The organism is Rhizobium sp. CC-YZS058 (assembly GCF_034720595.1).
Taxonomy (GTDB): Bacteria; Pseudomonadota; Alphaproteobacteria; order Rhizobiales; family Rhizobiaceae; genus Ferranicluibacter.
In genome coordinates this window covers 2731285-2749269 of record NZ_JAYESJ010000001.1, presented here as the reverse complement: position 1 = coordinate 2749269, position 17985 = coordinate 2731285, and the positions used below count along the sequence as shown (strand labels likewise).

Sequence of the window (17985 nt, the reverse complement as noted above, 5' to 3'; positions counted from 1 at the left end):
CCGATCGGTAGGGAAAGGGGCCGGGCCCCGGAACAGCGAAGGTCGATCCGGCCGCCGCGTCAGTCCTTGACGACCGCGATATCCGGCGCATCGACGGCCTTCATGCCGACGACATGGTAGCCGCTGTCGGCATGGTGCACCTCGCCGGTCACCGAGCGCGACAGGTCGGAGAGGAGGTAAAGGCCGACATCGCCCACCTCTTCGATCGTCACCGTGCGGCGCAGCGGCGCGTTGTATTCGTTCCACTTGAGAATGTAGCGGAAATCGCCGATGCCGGAGGCGGCGAGCGTCTTGATCGGCCCGGCCGAAATGGCGTTGACGCGGATGTTCTTCGGGCCGAGATCGACCGCCAGATATTTCACGCTCGCCTCGAGTGCGGCCTTGGCCACGCCCATGACATTGTAGTTCGGCATGACCTTCTCGGCGCCGTAATAGGTCATGGTCAGCAGCGAGCCGCCCTCGGTCATCAGCTTCTCGGCGCGCCGTGCGACGGAGGTGAAGGAATAGACCGAGATCTGCATGGTCTTGGCGAAATTGTCCGGCGAGGTGTCGACATAGCGGCCGGTCAGCTCGTCCTTGTCGGAGAAGCCGATGGCATGGACGACGAAGTCGATCTTGCCCCAGAGCTTTTCGATATGGTCGAAGACCGCGTCGATCGTCGCTTCGTCGGAGACGTCGCAATGGCCGGCGAGAACGCCGCCAAGCTCGGCAGCCAGCGGCTCGACCCGCTTTTTCAGCGCGTCGCCCTGATAGGTGAGAGCGATTTCGGCACCCTGCGCGCGCAAGGCCTTGGCGATGCCCCAGGCGATCGATCGATTGTTGGCGACGCCCATGATGACGCCACGCTTGCCACTCATCAGACCGATTGCCTGCGTCATGGTGTCTGCCCCCAGATGCTGATTGTCATGCCGACCGGGCAAATGACCCGACGAAAACATGGTGAACGAGATAAGCGGGTCGCTCCCACGCCTGTGGAAGAAAGCCCGGAATATGGAGGCATGGCTATGGCATAGGCCATTCAGGCGTTCAAGCGCAGGCTCCATCAGGAACTGTTAGTTTCCGTAACATTGGGTCAGTGTCGTCATGCCGCATGGCAGCGGCGCTGGCGTTTCCGCTCAAACGACCAGCCCGTCGCGCTGGCTCTTCATCAGGTCGAGAAGGCGCGGATCCGGCTGGTCGGAGAGCATGATCGCCAGCTCGACGATCAGCGCACCGCGCCCGCCCGCACCATCGCGCAGCCCATGGCCGTCGATGCGGATTTCCCGGCCGGCGCCCGACCAGGGCGGAACGGTCACCTTCACCCTGCCGGTCGGCGTTTCGATCGTCGTCTCGGTGCCGAGCACGGCATCCTGCAGCGGCAGGCTGAGCAGGGCGTAAAGATTGTAGCCATCCAGCCGGTAGCGGGCCTCCCGCGCCACCCGCACCTTGACGACGAGATCGCCGCGCAGCGCCCCCATGCGGAAACCTTCGCCCTTCAGGCGGATTTCGCTGCCCTCCGTCGTGCCATCGGGAATGGCGACCTTCAGCGTCTGCCCGTCGGGGAGGATCGTGTCGGCCCTGCGTCGGCGGTAGATATCCTCGATGGTGACGGTGGTCTCGCAGAGGATATCGGGCACCTTGTCCGTGGCCTTCAGCCCGCCGGTCATGCCGAAGCGGCGCATCAGCGCGCCCAGAAGCTCGGCGGCCTGCGTGCTGGGGCGGGCGGCCACGCCTGCGGCGACGGCGGCCTCGTTCGTTTCGGCCTGCGCCGGTTCGGCCTTCGGCTCGGGCTTGGCATCGACCGGCCTGTCGCCGCGCGGTGTCTCGCCCTTCGGCGCCTGGGCCGTGGGCTGGGCTTTGGTTTCGGCCTGGGCGGCGGATTTGCGGGCCTGGTCGGCGGCGAAAATCCGGTTCATCGCTTCCTCGGCGGTCTCGGCATCCACCGTCTCCGGCTCGTGGCGCCGCTTTGCCTCTTCCATCCGGCGCAGATCCGCCTCGCGCCGCGCCTGGTCATAGCGGCTGCGCAGCACAGGGTTCTTCAGGACCTCATAGGCCCTGCCCAGTTCGGCAAAACGGGCGGCTGCTTGTGGGTCTTCGCGATTCTGGTCGGGGTGCACGGCCTTGGCGACCTGGCGCCAGGCTGCCTTGATCTCCTCCGCGCCGGCATTGCGGCGCACGCCGAGCACCGCATAGGGGTCCCGCATCGACATGGTTCTCGCTCCGAGGTCAGAGCGGCGGGTCGAGGCCGCCGCGCCATTGTTTGGGCAGGATCATGCGAATCGGGCGCTTAATGCGCGGTTAGTTCACGGGCGGTGAGGGCGGCCAAGGAGACGACGGCGCAGCCTTAAGACAAAAGCTGGTTAATGGCGGGTGAAGAGCGGCGGCGCTGATGTCTCGTTTCAGGGTTCCGGCACAAGTCCTTGATGTGACTCGAAGCCCGCCTTCATGCATCACGTCAACTGCGGGGTGCGAAGCTTGTCAGGGTCCAGTTGCCATTGGCCGTTCGACAGGTGTTGCCGTCGAACTTGGCGATGCCTTCGTAGGAGTGGCGCGTGGTGGTGAAACGGCGGCAGACCCGGCCGTCCACCTCGGCTTCCTCGATCCTGGAAATCACGCCATTGCTGCCGGAACTGGCGTTGGCCCAGGGAATGGGGTTGGCGGAGGCGCCGGCAACATCGGCGCTCTGCACGGCTGTCTGCACCGCAGCCGCATCGGCCATGCCGGGGCCGGCGGGCGCCGGAATGGAGCCGGTGGTGCGCAGATCAACGCCGCTGGCATCGGCAAGTCCGATGCCATTGCCCATGCAGCCGGTCAGGCAGAGCGTTCCGCCGATTGCCAGCGCCAGACGCAGGATCCAGACTTGCGGCTTGGTGTCGGCCATGCACTTTGCTATGTGTCCCACGGTCACCCTGTAGCAGTCCAGCGGCCCTCTCGCACGGGTTTTCGACCCCGCAGAGACCTCTCTCATTCGGAAAGCGATTATGAACGAAATCGGGTTAACAACTGGTGACTTCACCACCGCCGACGAGCCCTTTACCCTGTTCGGCGACTGGCTGGAGGAGGCGACGAAAAGCGAGATCAACGACCCCAATGCCATGTCGCTCGCCACCGTCGATCCCGATGGACTGCCGGATGTCCGCATGGTGCTTCTCAAGGATTTCGACGGCCGCGGCTTCGTGTTCTACACCAATTTCGAGAGCCGCAAGGGCGGGGAAATCCTTGCCACCCGGAAGGCGGCACTCGGCTTCCATTGGAAGAGCCTGCGCCGGCAGGTGCGGGTGCGCGGGGATGTTGAAATCGTCAGCAATGAGGAAGCCGACGCTTACTTCCAATCGCGGGCGCGCGGCAGCCGCATCGGCGCCTGGGCGTCCAAGCAATCCCGCCCCCTCGAAAGCCGCTTCGCGCTCGAGAAGGCGGTGGCGGAATATACCGCGCGCTTCAACATCGGCGAAATTCCGCGCCCGGATTACTGGTCGGGCTTCCGGGTCGTGCCGCGCTCGATCGAATTCTGGAAGGACGGCGCTTTTCGCCTGCATGACCGGGTGGAGTTCCGCCGGGAAGGGGACGGCTGGACGCGGACCCGGCTCTATCCCTGATCAGCCCCGCCGGCCACGCCCGGCAAGGAAGGGAATGCCCGAAGCCAGCGCCGAGACGTAAGCGGGCTTCTGATAGAGCCCGTTGAGCGAGACGCGCGGCAGGGCCTCAAGCGCACTGTCTCCGTCGAGCGTGCCGGGCGTGGTCGTGACCGCAAGGATCTGCCGCTCGGCAAGCAGGGCCTTGCTGCGCTCCGACACGGCGGCCGGGTTGCCGTAAGGGTAGGCGAAGCTCGCCGGCGCGCGGCCGATCAGGCCGGCGACGAGGTCCAGCGAGGCGTCGATTTCCCTCGCCGCTTCAGCATCGCTCAGCCGGCCGAGCGCCCTGTGGCTCACCGTATGGCCGCCCAGTTCGGCCAGCGGGTCGGCCGCCAGCCGGGTCAGCCCCTCGCGGTCGAGCGTCAGGGCCTCCGTCAGCGCCAGCGGATCGACCCCCTCGCGCAGTGCCAGCGCATCGAGCCTTGCCACCGCCTCGGCCTCGTCTGTTCGATGGATGAGGTCCGCAAAGCGGGCGAAGGCCGCCTGCTTGGCGGCAGGCGTGGCGAGCGCCAGCGTGACCTCGCCCGTGCCGAAGTCGAACGACAGGCTGTCCCGTTCGCGCAGCAGCACGGCCAGCGTTTCCCACCAGAGCGAATGGGTGCGCTCCACGAACCCCTTCGAAACGAAGACGGTGAAGGGCACGGCATAGCGGGCGAAGACCGGTGCTGCCACCTCCAGCGTGTTGCGATAGGCATCGTCGAGCGTGAAGATCGCCACCTTGTCCTGCAGCGAGGAATTGAGGTGCTGGGGCAGTTCGGAGAGCGCAATGAAGCGATAGCCCTCGCGCGTCAGCTGCAGGATCGCCGCCTCCAGGAAGGCGGGCGTGATCTCCAGATGCGCGTTGGGCGCAAAGCCCGTGTCGGTGAAGGGGCGGACGTGATGCAGCGTGAAGATCACCCCGCGGCCGCCGGCACCCCGGGCCAGGCCTGCCGCCTTGGCAAGCCGCGCCGCCTCCAGTCCTGTGACGATCGCGGCGCGCTTCAGGGTGTGTTTCAGACCGGTCTTCACGAGGCAGGGCTCCTTGCTGTCATGGCAGGATCGAAGACACGCGCCGACCCGTCAGCCGAATCGGCACCGCGTGCAGCCGGACCATAGGAAGCACGACGTTAACCCCTCGTGAACATCTGTGGCGGGACAAACGACAAACGGGCCGCTTTCGCGGCCCGTTCGGCAGTTTTGCGGGATCAAGCGGCTCAGCGCGTCAGGGCAACGAGATCGTCATCGCGCTGGCGGCCGCCGATCACCGCGCCGATGCCGGCGCAGAAGGCGCCGATCAGCATGGAGATGGCGCCGACAAGAGCCGCACCGGCACTGGCCTTGCGGGCCGTGTCCGCCGCTTCGAGCGCCGCGTTCTTCGCGTCCTCGACGCTGCGCAGCACCGTATCGACGCGGGCATTGGCGTCGCCTTCCGAAAGGCCGGTGCGCGCTGCCACGAGCTGGGCGAGGTAGGCGCGGTCACCTTCCGGGATGCTGCCGGCGGTCGCGCCGTTCATGAGAATGCGCGAGACCTCCTGGGTCGCATCGGCGGCGGAGGCATTGGCGGGTGGCGTGCGCGGATCGGCGGGACGCAGCAGCGTATCGACGAAATAGGCGGTTGCGGCATTGCCATCCGTCTCGCTGCCGGCGCCGGAGGCAGCGGCCGCCGTCGCGGCCGTGCTGGCCGTGGCACCCGTCACCGATGCGGCGGCCTGGACGCCGGTGCCGATCAGCGAAGACAGCGAGGAGGTGAGCAGGCCGACGGCGACCAGGGTCGCAAGCGCCCAGGCGAGAATGCCGTGCGCGCTATCGCGGAAGAAGGCCTCGTCATTGTGGATGCCGCTCCACTTGGTGCGCAGGCGCCCGGTCATATAGCCACCGAAGGCGGAGGAGAGCCACTGCACGACAATCAGCCAGATGCCAGCCGACACCGCGAAGGTGGCCGCCGAGGCGTTGTCGTTCGATGTGGGCGAGACCAGGCTGAGGCCGAGCCCGGAGCCGAGCAGCGTCATCAGCAGCGTGAGAGCCGAAGCCGCAACGGCGCCGGCGATGATGGCGCCCCAGCTGACGGCGGAAACGGAGGATTCGGACGCCGAAACCGCAACGGCGGCAGCCGGCACGGACGAGGAGGCGGAGATGCTCATCGCCGCGCCCTCAATGCCAGAACAGCATGATCAGCAGAATGATCGGGATCGGAACCCCCAACAGCCAAAGCAGAATACCGCGCCCCATGAAACTCTCCCTGATGTGACCTGTCGTGATGGAACCAAGTATTTGGTTCGCCATCGCTAACTAACTAGACAGGGAGAAGTTCCAGAAGAGGATGCATCAACGGGGACGCGCGCCTGTTCATCGCGGCGTAGGAGGATGCGGCGAGGCCGGCAGCAGGGCTCAAGCCTGCGTGCCGCCCACCGTCATGTCGTTCATGCGCAGATGCGGCTGGCCGACGCCGACCGGCACCCATTGGCCGCCCTTGCCGCAATTGCCGATGCCGGTGTCGAGCGCCATGTCGTTGCCGATCATGGTGATGCGCTTCATCGCATCCGGCCCGTTGCCGATCAGCATGGCGCCCTTCACCGGCGCGCCGATCCTGCCGTTCTCGATCAGATAGGCCTCGGTGCAGCCGAACACGAACTTGCCGGAGGTGATATCCACCTGGCCGCCGCCGAAGGAGACCGCATAGATACCCTTCTTGACGGAGGAGAGGATCTCCTCCGGCGTCTTGTCGCCGCCGAGCATATAGGTGTTGGTCATGCGCGGCATCGGCACATGGGCATAGGATTCACGCCTTCCGTTGCCGGTCGCGCGCATGCCCATCAGCCGGGCGTTCTGGCGGTCCTGCATATAGCCGACCAGCTTGCCGTCCTCGATCAGCACGTTGTAGGCGGACGGCGTGCCTTCGTCGTCGATCGTCAGCGATCCGCGCCGCTCGCCGATCGTGCCGTCGTCGACCACGGTCACGCCCTTGGCGGCCACCTGCTCGCCGATCAGTCCGGCAAAGGCCGAAGTCTTCTTGCGGTTGAAATCGCCTTCCAGCCCATGGCCGACCGCCTCATGCAGCATCACGCCCGGCCAGCCGGAGGAGAGCACCACATCCATCGTGCCGGCCGGCGTGTCGATCGCCTCGAGGTTGACGAGCGCCTGGCGCAGCGCCTCGTCGGCGCCGTGCTTCCAGCTCTGCGCCGTGATGAGATCGCCAAAGCCGCGCCGCCCGCCAATGCCGTAGGAGCCCGCCTCCTGGCGGTCGCCCTGGCCGGCCACGACCGAGATGTTGATCCGCGTCATCGGGCGAACATCGTGCATATGCTCGCCATCGGCGCGCAGAATATCCACCACCTGCCAGCTGGCGGCGATGGAAACCGTCACCTGGCGGACCTTCGGATCCTTGGCGCGCAGATAGGCGTCGATCTCGGAAAGCAGTGCCACCTTTGCCTCGAAGCTCGGCTCGCCGATCGGGTTCTCGTCGCCGTAGAGACGGTGGTTGGTTTTCTGGGGCGCCGCGGCATAGGTGCCGGAATGGCCGCGGGTGACGGCCTGGACAGCATCGGAGGCGCGCGAAAGGGCCGCCAGCGAAAGCTCGCCCGAATGCGCATAGCCGACCGCCTCGCCCGCGACCGCGCGCAGGCCGAAACCCTGATCGGTGTTGAAGCTGCCGCCCTTCAGGCGACCATTGTCGAAGGCGAGCTGTTCGGACTGGCTGTGCTCGATGAAGAGCTCCCCGTCATCCGCCCCGGCCAGCGTCGCCTCCAGCACCCGCCGCACCTGAGCCTCGTCGCCATCAAACAGGGTGATCAGCTCGGTCGTCATGGCGCGCTCTCCGCTTCAAAAAGGTCCCCGCTATGTATGCGCGGCGCGGGGAGGGGGCAAGGCGCCGGGCATAAATGCGAGGGGCAATCGGGAAGAAACGCTGCAAATCGCCGTCGTGCGCTCGCAATCGTTTTAGAATTCGTGAATAAAGCGGCTGGCACTCATTCGTGGACACCCGGCTGTGACCCTCGACCTTCTTGGCATGGCAATTCTCAAGCTCTTCAAGGGTTACAGGCGCGAGCTCTTCCTCGCACTCGCCCTGCTGCTCACCGTCTTCCTGCTCATCCGCAGAGGGGTGATCGATACGCTTGCCATCTTTGCTCCCGGCTTTTTCAGCATTCTCTACTTGGCAAGCGAGTGCATCGACTATTATTTTCAGTACCGGATGAAGCAGTTGGATATTCGCAGGATCGAAGCAGACCAGGGGTTGGTTGTGCGGCGCAAGGCTGCCGCTGCCATTGCGCGGAGAGACAGACATGGACGGGATAGGTCTGACGAGTCTTGATCCGCTCGACGCGGCCGCTGCTTTCTGCTTTTGCGCCGGAGTGCTTTTGGTCGTCCGGCAATGGTTGAAAACAAGGCTGCACGGTCTGCGTATCGCGGAACAGGCGTTGGTCGACCACCTGATGAGAATGGAGCAGGTCATCTCCGATCCGGCCTTGCCGGCGAACACGCAGCGCTTCCTTGCTGCCTTTGCCGATGCAGTCGCGGATCCGGCCGCCGCAGACGCTTTTGATCGAGGCCTCGAGAGCGAGTCGCGACTGAAAGCGGACGAGCTCCAGATCCTTGAAGAGCTTGATCGACTGGCACTGACACGCCCTGACCTTGCCGAAGGCGTCCGACAGGCCGTGAGCAAGGGAATTCTGTTCCTGCTGCTCCGCCGGTCTCCCAGCAAGCGCCAGATCAGCGAATTTCTGTTTCGCTTCGCCGGCGATCCGAACCGGGAAGTCGGGCTGGCCTCACGCTACCTGCTGAAGCGTCCGGTCGCCTCTTTCGGTCTTCTCCGGGCGTGACTGCCTGCGGCCCAGCCGGCCGAACACAACTCTCACGACGCCACGCAACCTTACGGCAGGGCGTCATAGCCTTCGCCGAAGCCCTTGAGCTCGACCGGGATGCCGATGCCTTCTTCGGGAGATTGGAAGACGATGAAAGTGGCCTTGGCGCCGGAGCGGAAGGTCTTCAGCAGTTCGTCTTCCAGCACCACCTCGGCATAGCATCCGTCGGAGAAGCAGCGGACGAAATAGGCGCGGCCGATATCCTTTCCGTCGACATTGAGGCCCAGCCCGTTCGGCAGCAGGACGCCGAGCGGGGCGAGCACGCGCAGGATCTTCGCCTTGCGGTCGGCGGTCTTCAGGACCACCACCGAGAGCCCGAGTTCGGGGCGATCCTCGGCAATGACGTTCTGCATCAGGGCGCATTGTTCGGCGCTGGCGCCGGCCGGCTGGTCGCAGACGATCGACCAGGCGCCATGGTTGGACTTGACCGTGCCCGGCGCGGCGGGCTGCGTCTGCTGTGCGCCTGCCGCCTGCGGCATTGCTGCCAGGACAGAGCCGAGCGCCAGGGCCGAAAGGAGGGAAACCGGCAGTCGGAACGGAAGGGACAGGCCCATAGAAACCTCGAAGGTACGAATCAGTCCGGCTATTCTTGAAGGGCCGGCACCAAAATGGAAAGCCCCGGACAGGAGACCCGCCGCTGTCCGGCCCGAAGCCGCCGCCGACCGGTCGAGACGCTTGTCCTCGACCATGTCGGCCGGATCGGCGGCTGTTCAGCGTCGGCCGCAGCCGGCCTGCCTTGCGACATGAAAGCCGCGTGTGGCCAAAATGCGGCCCGCGCGCGAATGCCGCATGGGCGGCGCGTTCTCAAAGATGGATCGGCGCGCGAAGATGTGGCATTCTCCACATTGAAATTCTTCGCCTTTGGCGCCTTCGTCACGCCCCTCTTTCCCTTGCGTTCAGGGCCGGAGGCGGGGGGAGGGCGCTTCCGGGCGGGTGCGGGGCTTTCCCCGCGCGTCGCCGCCGGGTGGAGAGAGGTTGCGAGCCCTTGCAAACTGTGGTTTGAAGCGCTTGGCGGGGAGGCGGAGTCGCGCATCGGCGCGGCCTGTCCTGTTCGTGCTCGACGGTGCGGCGGCGGGAGGCCTCCCACCAGACTGCCTATTTCCTTGAACCGGGCCGCGGTTCAAGGATGTATGCAGGCGGGCCGTCCGCTGGCGCCGGCCGCTTGGGGAGGCGAATGGGGAGACTGATGATCGTGAGAAAGATGGGTTTTGCCGGCATGCGTGCCGGATTGGCGTCCTTGGCAGGCTTGATGTCGGCAACGGCGGCGCTTGCCGACCAGCCGGCACCCTGGCAGACCAATCTGCAGCCGGCCGCCACGGGCATCATGGAAGAGGTGACCTGGTTCGAGCATTATACGCTCTGGTTCATCGTCCCCATCACGCTGTTCGTGCTGGCGCTTCTGGTGATCGTCGTCATGCGCTTCCGCGAATCGGCCAATCCGACGCCGTCGCGCACCAGCCACAATCATATCCTGGAGATCGCCTGGTCGCTCGGCCCGGTTCTGATCCTTCTGTTCCTGGCCTTCCCGTCCTTCGCGCTTCTGACCAAGCAGCTGACGCCGCCGGATGCGCCGGACCTGACCGTCAAGGCGATCGGCAACCAGTGGTACTGGTCCTACGAATATGAAGTCGGCGAAACGCCGGTCACCTTCGACAGCCTGCTCCTGAAGGACGAGGACCGTGCCGGTCTCGGCAAGGAAGACAAGGGCGCCTATCCGCGCCTGCTCGCCGTCGACAACGAAGTCGTCGTTCCCGTCGGCAAGACCGTGCGCATGCTCGTGACCGCCGCCGACGTGATCCATGCCTTCGCCATGCCGTCCTTCGGCGTGAAGATCGACGCGGTCCCCGGGCGCCTCAACGAGACCTGGTTCCGCGCCGAGCGCGAGGGCCTGTTCTACGGCCAGTGTTCCGAGCTCTGCGGCAAGGACCATGCCTTCATGCCGATCGCGGTTCGCGTCGTCAGCCAGCAGCAATATGACAGCTGGATTTCGGCTGCCGCCACCAATATCGGCGCGGCCAACAAGGCGCTGATGGCGTCCGTGGAGCGGGGCGAGACCGTCAAGGTCGCCGCCAACGCCGCCGAGTAAAGAGAGTCTAGGGGAGCTCGACCACCATGGCCGGAACACATGCCGATCATCATCCGCTGCACGATCATGCGCACGACCACGCCCATGACCACCAGCACGACCACGCCCACAAGCCGCTGACCTTCTTCCAGCGCTGGTTCCTGTCCACCAACCACAAGGACATCGGCACGCTCTACCTGATCTTCGCGATCATCGCCGGCATCATCGGCGGCACGCTGTCGGTCTTCATGCGCGCCGAGCTGCAGGAGCCGGGCATCCAGATCTTCCACGGGCTGGCCTCGATGGTCTACGGCTTCGAGGGCGATGCGGCGATCGACGGCGGCAAGCACATGTACAATGTGTTCACCACCGCCCATGCCCTGATCATGATCTTCTTCATGGTCATGCCGGCGCTGATCGGCGGCTTTGCCAACTGGATGGTGCCGATCATGATCGGCGCGCCGGACATGGCCTTCCCGCGCATGAACAACATCTCCTTCTGGCTGATCGTGCCGGCCTTCCTGCTCGTTCTCCTGTCCATGTTCGTGGAAGGACCGGCAGGTGCCTATGGCGCGGGCGGCGGCTGGACCATCTATCCGCCCTTCTCGACCTCCGGCCAGCCCGGGCCGGCCATGGATTTCGTCATCCTCGGCCTGCACATTGCCGGCGCTTCGTCGATCCTCGGCGCGATCAACTTCATCACCACCATCCTCAACATGCGCGCCCCGGGCATGACGCTGCACAAGATGCCGCTCTTTGCCTGGTCGGTGCTGATCACCGCCTTCCTGCTCCTGCTGTCGCTCCCGGTTCTGGCCGGCGGCATCACCATGCTGCTGACCGACCGCAACTTCGGCACGGCCTTCTTCGCGCCGGATGGCGGCGGGGATCCGATCCTGTTCCAGCACCTGTTCTGGTTCTTCGGCCACCCGGAAGTCTACATCCTGATCCTGCCCGGCTTCGGCATCATCAGCCACATCGTGTCGACCTTCTCGCGCAAGCCGGTCTTCGGCTATCTCGGCATGGCCTATGCCATGGTCGCGATCGGCGCTGTCGGCTTCATCGTCTGGGCCCACCACATGTACACGGTCGGCCTGTCGCTCGACACGCAGCGCTACTTCGTCTTCGCCACCATGGTCATCGCGGTGCCGACCGGCATCAAGATCTTCTCCTGGATCGCGACGATGTGGGGCGGCTCGCTGCGCTTCACCACGCCGATGGTCTGGGCGATCGGCTTCATCTTCCTGTTCACGGTCGGCGGCGTCACGGGCGTTCAGCTCGCCAATGCCGGCCTCGACCGGGCCCTGCACGACACCTATTACGTCGTGGCGCACTTCCACTACGTGCTGTCCCTCGGCGCGGTCTTCGCCATCTTCGCGGCCTGGTACTACTGGTTCCCGAAGATGAGCGGCTACATGTACAACGAGTTCATCGGCAAGCTGCACTTCTGGGTCATGTTCATCGGCGTGAACCTGATCTTCTTCCCGCAGCACTTCCTGGGTCTCGCCGGCATGCCGCGCCGCTACATCGACTACCCGGATGCCTTTGCCGGCTGGAACTTCGTGTCCTCCATCGGGTCTTATATCGCAGCGGTCGGCGTTCTGGTCTTCCTCTACGGCGTCTTCGAAGCCTTCTCCAAGAAGCGCGTCGCCGGCGACAATCCGTGGGGCGAAGGCGCCAACACGCTGGAATGGCAGCTCTCCTCGCCGCCGCCGTTCCACCAGTGGGAACAGCTGCCGCGCATCCGCTGAGGAAAGGCGTGCGGGCCTTATTGCCCGTTGCCTTGAACCGGCGGTTCACATCGGGCCGGTCTCTCTCGCGAGAGGCCGGCCGTTCAAACACAGCCGACCCCGTATCCCGGCGGGGAGGGCCAGGGCAGCGGACTCCGAGGCCTGCCAGATGAAGGACTGTCCATGACCGTGCTCGACACCTCCGCCCCGCTCGAAGACGGCGCTGTGCGCCTGTCGGAAGCGACGGCGCGCGATTTCTTCGCGCTGCTCAAGCCTCGCGTCATGTCGCTCGTGGTCTTCACCGCCGTGGCCGGCATGGTCATGGCGCCGGGCAGCATCAATCCGGTCATCGGCTTCGTCGCCATCCTCTGCATCGCGGTCGGCGCCGGCGCGTCCGGCGCGCTGAATATGTGGTATGATGCCGATATCGACGCGCTGATGCGCCGTACGGCGAGCCGCCCCATTCCGGCCGGCCGGATCGTGCCGCGCGAAGCACTCGGCTTCGGCCTGACGCTTTCGGCCTTTTCGGTCGCCATCCTCGGTCTCGTCGTCAACTGGCTGTCGGCGGGCCTGCTCGCCTTCACCATCTTCTTCTACGCCGTCATCTACACCATGTGGCTGAAGCGCTCGACGCCGCAGAATATCGTCATCGGCGGCGCCGCCGGCGCCTTTCCGCCGATGATCGGCTGGGCTGCCGTGACCGGTGGCGTGTCGGTCGAAAGCATCGTGCTCTTCCTCATCACCTTCCTCTGGACGCCCGCGCATTTCTGGGCGCTGGCGCTGTTCAAGATGAAGGAATATGGCGCGGTCGGGGTGCCGATGCTCCCGAACGTGCATGGCATCCCCACCACCAAGGTGCAAATCGTCATCTATGCGGTTCTGACGGCGCTGATCGGCCTCTGTCCGACGCTGCTCGGCTTTGCCAGCCCGGTCTATGGCGCGGTCGCGCTGCTGCTCGGCGCGATCTTCGTCTGGTATTCGCTGCTGGTCTACCGCATGGCCGAGGACGACCAGGCCATGGTGCCGGCCAAGAAGCTGTTCGCCTATTCCATCCTCTACCTCTTCGCCATCTTCTCCGCCCTGATGATCGATCGCGGCGCAGGCCTGCTGATCGCGCATTATGCAGGAGCTGCGTGATGGATGTCGTCAAGCTCACCGACGCACAGAAGCGTGCGCGGCGCGGCCGCAACATCGCGCTCGGCCTCGTGCTCTTCTTTCTGGTGGCGCTGTTCTACGTCGTGACGCTGATCAAGTTCAGCAACGGCATGGCGCCGTGAGGAAAGCGGAGGGAGCATGAGCGAGACACGTTCACAAACCACGCCGCCGGCCCGCCGTCGCTCCGACGGGCTGATCGTCGGCGCCTGCTTGGCTTTCGTCGTCGGCATGGTCGGCATGGCCTATGCCGCCGTGCCGCTCTACGACATGTTCTGCCGTGTGACGGGCTATAACGGCACGGTCAAGCGCGTCGAGCAGGCCTCCGAGACCATCCTCGACCGCACCATCCGCGTCACCTTCGACGCCAATGTCAGCGGTTTGCCTTGGAAGTTCCAGCCGGTGACGCGCGAGATCACGCCGCGCATCGGCGAGACCGTGCAGGTCTCGTTCAAGGCGAAGAACATGTCGGCGGCGCCCTCCACCGGACAGGCCGTCTTCAACGTCACGCCCATGCAGGCGGGCGCCTATTTCAACAAGGTGCAGTGTTTCTGCTTTACCGAGACGACGCTGCAGCCGGGCGAAGAGCTAGAGATGCCGGTGGTCTTCTTCGTCGATCCGGCGATCGTCGAACAAGCGGAAACCAAGGGCATCGGCCTTATCACGCTGTCCTACACCTTCTATGCGCGCGAGCCGTCCAAGCCCGTCGCCGCCTTGAAGGCGAGCGCGCCCGAGGCGGGCAAGCTCTAGGGGGCGACGGGACGAAACGAATGACCGGCGGTTCGCCGCCGGAAGAAGAGAATTGAGGACCCGGTGGAAACGCGTCTTGCATGCGGGCCGCCGGGCGGGGATAAGCAAGAGAGGCTTCGGGGAGTTCGACATGGCCGACGTGCATCAGAAAAACCACGACTACCACATTATCGATCCGAGCCCGTGGCCGCTGCTCGCCTCGATCGGCGCGTTCGTCATGGCCTTCGGCGGCATCGCCTATATGCGCTACCTCTCGGGCGGCAGCTTTACGATGTTCGGCATGAACCTCGCCAACCCCTGGATCCTGTTCATCGGCTTGGCCATCGTGCTCTATACCATGTATGCCTGGTGGGCGGATACGATCCAGGAGGCGCATCAGGGCCACCACACCCGCGTCGTCTCGCTGCATCTGCGCTACGGCATGATCATGTTCATCGCCTCCGAGGTGATGTTCTTCGTGGCCTGGTTCTGGGCCTATTTCGATGCGAGCCTCTTCCCGGGCGAAGCGATCCAGGCAACCCGCACCGCGTTTACCGGCGGTCAGTGGCCGCCGAAGGGCATCGAGGTTCTCGATCCCTGGCACCTGCCGCTCTACAACACGGTCATCCTGCTGCTCTCCGGCACCACGGTCACCTGGGCGCATCACGCACTGCTTCACAATGATCGCAAGGGCCTCATCTCCGGCCTGACGCTCACCGTGCTGCTCGGCGTTCTCTTCTCCTTCGTGCAGGCCTACGAGTACATGCACGCCCCCTTCGCCTTCAAGGATTCCATCTACGGCGCCACCTTCTTCATGGCGACCGGTTTCCATGGCTTCCACGTGCTGGTCGGCACCATCTTCCTGCTGGTCTGCCTGATCCGCGCACTGCGCGGCGACTTCACGCCCCAGCAGCACTTCGGCTTCGAAGCGGCTGCCTGGTACTGGCACTTCGTCGACGTCGTCTGGCTCTTCCTGTTCTTCTCCATCTACATCTGGGGCGGCTGGGGCGCGCCGCTGGGCGGCTGATCCCGCCCTTCATGCCTCTCGCAAGGAGCCCTCGTTCCAACGGAGCGGGGGCTTTTTCTTGACCTCTCGCCGGCATCGTCGCAGGATGGAGATCGACTGTTTCGAGAGAGTGATAAGGCGCTTTCATGGCCATGCTCTTCGATGCCGCCACGTACATCACCGATAACGAGAGTGCCGCGGAATACCTTTCAGCCGCGCTCGAAGATCCGAACTCCGATGTTTTTCTGGCAGCCCTCTCCGACGTTGCGCGGGCCAGAGGGGTGGCCATGGTGGCGGAGAAGAGCGGGCTGGGGCGTGAAAGTCTCTACAAGTCGCTGCGCAGCGGCTCCAAGCTCCGCTTCGAAACGACGCAGAAGATAGTGGCCGCCCTCGGCTTGAAGCTGACCATCGAGCGCGCGTAGACAGGGAGACACCGGCCGCCCCACCATCGGGCCATGCGGCCCGGTGTCAGGGAGGCCGACCATGCACGAAGACAGCGCCCACTATCCGCCGGTCGATCCGGTACGTGCGGGAATGAAGGGTCTGTGCCCGCGCTGCGGCCAGGGTCGCCTCTTCAACGGGCTGATGACGCTCCGCCCCGCCTGCACGGTGTGCGGCCTCGATTATGGCTTTGCCGAGCCGGGCGACGGCCCCGTCGTGTTCGTGGCGATTCTGGCCGGCGCCATCGTGCTCGGCGGTGCGCTCTGGCTGCAGGCGCGCTTCGATCCGCCGCTCTGGGTCCATTTCCTGCTCTGGACCCCGCTGGCCGCCATCGTCACCCTGGGGCTGACGCGCATGATCAAGGGGATTTTGATCGACCTGCAGTATCGCAACAAGGCCGGCCAAGGCGAGATCGACCGTGGCTGAGTCGCCGATCGCCTCTTCATCCGACGCGCATCCGCTCCGCTCCGTTCGCCATGGCAGGGTGGTGCTGGCGGCTGTGCTCGTGCTGTGCGCGCTGGCCCTTCTCCTGTCGCTCGGCACCTGGCAGATGCAGCGCCTGCACTGGAAAGAGGGGCTGATTGCCGCCATCGCCGAGCGCCGCGCGGCGCCGCCGGTTTCGGTGGACGAGATCGAAAGCCATGCCGGCGAAGGCGCGGGCGAGGGGGAGGGCAGCGCCATCGATTTCCGCGCCGTCACCGCCACCGGCACCTTCCGCCATGCAGGCGAGCGGCATTTCTTCGCGACCTATGACGGCCGCACCGGCTATTATGTCTACACGCCGCTCGATCTCGGGGACGGGCGGTTGGTCTTCGTCAATCGCGGCTTCGTGCCCTTCGAACTGAAGGAGCCGGCGACGCGTCCCGGCAGCCAGCCAGAGGGTCCCGTCACCATCACCGGCCTCGCCCGCGCCCGGCTGGCCGCCAAGCCGTCCTGGGTGGTGCCGGACAATGATCCGGCCAAGAACATCTTCTACTGGAAGGACCTGACGGTCATGGCGCAGAGCGATGGGCTGGATCCCGCGCGCGTGCTGCCGTTCTTCATCGATGCCGATGCGACGCCCAATCCCTCCGGCCTGCCGATCGGTGGCGTCACGCAGTTCGACCTGCCGAACAACCATCTCCAATATGCGCTGACCTGGTACGGCCTGGCCGCTGCCCTTGCGGGCTTCTCGCTCTTCGCCGTCATCCGCATGCGGGCACGGCCGGCTTAAGCGGCGGGGCGGCTTCGTTCTTGTGCCTCAGCGCCTGATCGCTATATAGACCGAGGCCCAGGCGCAATGCCGGCCACGATCGATGAAGACGGGCAAGACACCATCATGGCTTCACAGCTCCCGGAAACGGCGCTTCCCTCCAAGCCGCCTCTGACGATCCGCCTGTGCGGCCCGCGCGGCTTCTGTGCCGGTGTCGACCGCGCCATCCAGATCGTCGTGCTGGCGCTCAAGGAGTTTGGCGCCCCGGTCTATGTCCGCCACGAGATCGTCCACAATCGCTATGTGGTGGAGGGTCTGGAAGCCAAGGGCGCGGTTTTCGTCGAGGAGCTGGACGAGATCCCGCCGGAGCATCGCCGCCAGCCGGTGGTCTTCTCGGCGCATGGCGTGCCGAAATCCGTGCCGGCCGATGCCGATCAGCGCAATCTCTTCTATCTCGACGCCACCTGTCCGCTGGTGTCCAAGGTCCACAAACAGGCCATGCGCCACAATCGCCTCGGCCGCCATGTCGTGCTGATCGGCCATGCAGGCCATCCGGAGGTCATCGGCACGATGGGCCAGTTGCCCGAAGGCAGCGTCTCGTTGATCGAGACGGTGGAGGATGCCGATGTCTATCAACCCGTCGATCCCGACAATCTCGGCTTCGTGACGCAAACGACGCTCTCGGTCGACGATACGGCCGGGGTGATCAAGCGGCTGCACGAGCGCTTTCCCAATCTGACGGCGCCCGCCGCCGATTCGATCTGCTATGCGACGACCAACCGCCAGGAGGCGGTGAAGCAGGCCGCCCCCGGCTGCGATCTCTTCCTCGTGGTCGGCGCACCCAACTCCTCCAACTCCAAGCGTCTCGTCGAAGTGGCGCTGCGGGCCGGCGCCGCGCGTTCGCTCCTGGTCCAGCGTGCCGCGGAGATTCCGTGGGACACGCTCGGCGAGATCCGCACGGTGGGTCTCTCGGCCGGTGCTTCGGCACCGGAGGTCATCGTCAACGAGATCATCGAAGCTTTCCGCGCCCGCTTCGCGGCCGTGGTGGAACTCGCCGATACGGTCGAGGAAAACGAAAACTTCCTCGTCAACCGCGAACTGCGCCATGTCCCGCTGACGCAGGACGACATGGCGTGGGTGAACGGCTAGGCTTTTTACTTGACAAATGTCGAGCGATCGCGCGCCCGTCTCGGCGGCTAGGCTTCGCCCATTTCCTATGTTCCA

At 65.2% G+C, this 17985-nt stretch carries 20 protein-coding genes; 13 read left to right on the top strand and 7 right to left on the bottom strand.

Features of this window, described 5'->3' with window-relative positions:
* Positions 1 to 59: 59 nt before the first annotated feature.
* The 3 genes from fabI to U8330_RS13225 all read right to left on the bottom strand — a co-directional run bounded on the left by fabI (position 60) and on the right by U8330_RS13225 (position 2860).
* Positions 60 to 878 (bottom strand): enoyl-ACP reductase FabI, encoded by an 819-nt coding sequence (gene fabI, locus U8330_RS13235; protein ID WP_323105734.1) that lies wholly within the window; start codon positions 876 to 878, stop codon positions 60 to 62.
* A 237-nt stretch (positions 879 to 1115) separates the two neighbouring features.
* Entirely contained in the window at positions 1116 to 2183 is a 1068-nt protein-coding gene (locus tag U8330_RS13230) for a J domain-containing protein (protein WP_323107288.1), read from the bottom strand.
* Between the two features lie 251 nt (positions 2184 to 2434).
* Positions 2435 to 2860 (bottom strand): RT0821/Lpp0805 family surface protein, encoded by a 426-nt coding sequence (locus U8330_RS13225; protein WP_323105733.1) that lies wholly within the window; start codon positions 2858 to 2860, stop codon positions 2435 to 2437.
* 100 nt (positions 2861 to 2960) lie between these two features.
* On the opposite strand from U8330_RS13225, the gene pdxH reads away from it, so the two are divergent.
* Positions 2961 to 3575, top strand: coding sequence for a pyridoxamine 5'-phosphate oxidase (gene pdxH, locus U8330_RS13220; RefSeq protein ID WP_323105732.1), 615 nt, complete (start codon positions 2961 to 2963; stop codon positions 3573 to 3575).
* On the opposite strand, the gene U8330_RS13215 is transcribed toward pdxH, so the two are convergent.
* The 3 genes from U8330_RS13215 to tldD form a co-directional block, all read right to left on the bottom strand.
* Positions 3576 to 4619 (bottom strand): polysaccharide deacetylase family protein, encoded by a 1044-nt coding sequence (locus U8330_RS13215; protein ID WP_323105731.1) that lies wholly within the window; start codon positions 4617 to 4619, stop codon positions 3576 to 3578.
* Between the two features lie 185 nt (positions 4620 to 4804).
* On the bottom strand, positions 4805 to 5731 hold the full coding sequence (locus tag U8330_RS13210) for a hypothetical protein (RefSeq protein ID WP_323105730.1): 927 nt from the start codon (positions 5729 to 5731) through the stop codon (positions 4805 to 4807).
* Positions 5732 to 5978: 247 nt separating this feature from the next.
* Positions 5979 to 7394 (bottom strand): metalloprotease TldD, encoded by a 1416-nt coding sequence (gene tldD / locus U8330_RS13205; protein ID WP_323105729.1) that lies wholly within the window; start codon positions 7392 to 7394, stop codon positions 5979 to 5981.
* Between the two features lie 181 nt (positions 7395 to 7575).
* Here tldD and U8330_RS13200 point away from each other — a divergent pair, with 181 nt between their 5' ends.
* Positions 7576 to 7899, top strand: a complete 324-nt coding sequence (locus tag U8330_RS13200) for a hypothetical protein (protein ID WP_323105728.1) — start codon at positions 7576 to 7578, stop codon at positions 7897 to 7899.
* Positions 7871 to 8407 (top strand): hypothetical protein, encoded by a 537-nt coding sequence (locus U8330_RS13195; protein ID WP_323105727.1) that lies wholly within the window; start codon positions 7871 to 7873, stop codon positions 8405 to 8407. Before U8330_RS13200 ends, U8330_RS13195 begins: the two co-directional genes overlap by 29 nt.
* A gap of 50 nt (positions 8408 to 8457) precedes the next feature.
* Here U8330_RS13195 and U8330_RS13190 read toward each other — a convergent pair whose 3' ends face one another.
* Complete coding sequence (locus U8330_RS13190; protein ID WP_323105726.1) at positions 8458 to 9003, bottom strand: invasion associated locus B family protein; 546 nt, start codon at positions 9001 to 9003, stop codon at positions 8458 to 8460.
* Between the two features lie 632 nt (positions 9004 to 9635).
* Between U8330_RS13190 and coxB the strand changes: the two genes are divergently transcribed.
* The 10 genes from coxB to ispH all read left to right on the top strand — a co-directional run bounded on the left by coxB (position 9636) and on the right by ispH (position 17910).
* A complete protein-coding gene (gene coxB / locus U8330_RS13185; RefSeq protein WP_416236856.1) occupies positions 9636 to 10535 on the top strand; it encodes a cytochrome c oxidase subunit II in 900 nt (299 codons plus the stop codon).
* Positions 10536 to 10561: 26 nt separating this feature from the next.
* The gene (gene ctaD, locus U8330_RS13180) at positions 10562 to 12262 is read left to right on the top strand and encodes a cytochrome c oxidase subunit I (protein ID WP_323105725.1); all 1701 of its coding nucleotides are present in this window, start codon (positions 10562 to 10564) and stop codon (positions 12260 to 12262) included.
* 162 nt (positions 12263 to 12424) lie between these two features.
* Positions 12425 to 13378: a heme o synthase gene (locus tag U8330_RS13175; RefSeq protein ID WP_323105724.1), complete on the top strand. Its 954-nt coding sequence runs from the start codon at positions 12425 to 12427 to the stop codon at positions 13376 to 13378.
* A complete protein-coding gene (locus U8330_RS13170) occupies positions 13378 to 13518 on the top strand; it encodes a hypothetical protein (protein ID WP_323105723.1) in 141 nt (46 codons plus the stop codon). Before U8330_RS13175 ends, U8330_RS13170 begins: the two co-directional genes overlap by 1 nt.
* A gap of 16 nt (positions 13519 to 13534) precedes the next feature.
* Positions 13535 to 14143: a cytochrome c oxidase assembly protein gene (locus U8330_RS13165; RefSeq protein WP_323105722.1), complete on the top strand. Its 609-nt coding sequence runs from the start codon at positions 13535 to 13537 to the stop codon at positions 14141 to 14143.
* A 130-nt stretch (positions 14144 to 14273) separates the two neighbouring features.
* Positions 14274 to 15149, top strand: a complete 876-nt coding sequence (locus tag U8330_RS13160; protein WP_323105721.1) for a cytochrome c oxidase subunit 3 — start codon at positions 14274 to 14276, stop codon at positions 15147 to 15149.
* A 125-nt stretch (positions 15150 to 15274) separates the two neighbouring features.
* Complete coding sequence (locus tag U8330_RS13155; RefSeq protein ID WP_323105720.1) at positions 15275 to 15550, top strand: addiction module antidote protein; 276 nt, start codon at positions 15275 to 15277, stop codon at positions 15548 to 15550.
* 61 nt (positions 15551 to 15611) lie between these two features.
* Entirely contained in the window at positions 15612 to 15995 is a 384-nt protein-coding gene (locus U8330_RS13150; RefSeq protein WP_323105719.1) for a DUF983 domain-containing protein, read from the top strand.
* Positions 15996 to 16002: 7 nt separating this feature from the next.
* Entirely contained in the window at positions 16003 to 16782 is a 780-nt protein-coding gene (locus tag U8330_RS13145) for an SURF1 family protein (RefSeq protein WP_416236919.1), read from the top strand.
* A gap of 105 nt (positions 16783 to 16887) precedes the next feature.
* Positions 16888 to 17910 carry a 4-hydroxy-3-methylbut-2-enyl diphosphate reductase gene (gene ispH, locus U8330_RS13140; RefSeq protein ID WP_323105718.1) on the top strand — a complete coding sequence of 341 codons (1023 nt, stop codon included), beginning with the start codon at positions 16888 to 16890 and terminating at the stop codon, positions 17908 to 17910.
* Positions 17911 to 17985 lie beyond the last annotated feature (75 nt).

Coding starts and splice junctions, on each gene's coding strand:
- U8330_RS13225 (WP_323105733.1), bottom strand. CDS start 2,860: ATGGCCGACACCAAGCCGCAAGTCTGGATCCTGCGTCTGGCGCTGGCA.
- U8330_RS13165 (WP_323105722.1), top strand. CDS start 13,535: ATGAGCGAGACACGTTCACAAACCACGCCGCCGGCCCGCCGTCGCTCC.
- U8330_RS13230 (WP_323107288.1), bottom strand. CDS start 2,183: ATGCGGGACCCCTATGCGGTGCTCGGCGTGCGCCGCAATGCCGGCGCG.
- U8330_RS13195 (WP_323105727.1), top strand. CDS start 7,871: ATGGACGGGATAGGTCTGACGAGTCTTGATCCGCTCGACGCGGCCGCT.
- U8330_RS13170 (WP_323105723.1), top strand. CDS start 13,378: ATGGATGTCGTCAAGCTCACCGACGCACAGAAGCGTGCGCGGCGCGGC.
- pdxH (WP_323105732.1), top strand. CDS start 2,961: ATGAACGAAATCGGGTTAACAACTGGTGACTTCACCACCGCCGACGAG.
- ispH (WP_323105718.1), top strand. CDS start 16,888: ATGGCTTCACAGCTCCCGGAAACGGCGCTTCCCTCCAAGCCGCCTCTG.
- fabI (WP_323105734.1), bottom strand. CDS start 878: ATGACGCAGGCAATCGGTCTGATGAGTGGCAAGCGTGGCGTCATCATG.
- U8330_RS13155 (WP_323105720.1), top strand. CDS start 15,275: ATGGCCATGCTCTTCGATGCCGCCACGTACATCACCGATAACGAGAGT.
- U8330_RS13190 (WP_323105726.1), bottom strand. CDS start 9,003: ATGGGCCTGTCCCTTCCGTTCCGACTGCCGGTTTCCCTCCTTTCGGCC.
- ctaD (WP_323105725.1), top strand. CDS start 10,562: ATGGCCGGAACACATGCCGATCATCATCCGCTGCACGATCATGCGCAC.
- U8330_RS13210 (WP_323105730.1), bottom strand. CDS start 5,731: ATGAGCATCTCCGCCTCCTCGTCCGTGCCGGCTGCCGCCGTTGCGGTT.
- U8330_RS13160 (WP_323105721.1), top strand. CDS start 14,274: ATGGCCGACGTGCATCAGAAAAACCACGACTACCACATTATCGATCCG.
- coxB (WP_416236856.1), top strand. CDS start 9,636: ATGATCGTGAGAAAGATGGGTTTTGCCGGCATGCGTGCCGGATTGGCG.
- U8330_RS13150 (WP_323105719.1), top strand. CDS start 15,612: ATGCACGAAGACAGCGCCCACTATCCGCCGGTCGATCCGGTACGTGCG.
- tldD (WP_323105729.1), bottom strand. CDS start 7,394: ATGACGACCGAGCTGATCACCCTGTTTGATGGCGACGAGGCTCAGGTG.
- U8330_RS13175 (WP_323105724.1), top strand. CDS start 12,425: ATGACCGTGCTCGACACCTCCGCCCCGCTCGAAGACGGCGCTGTGCGC.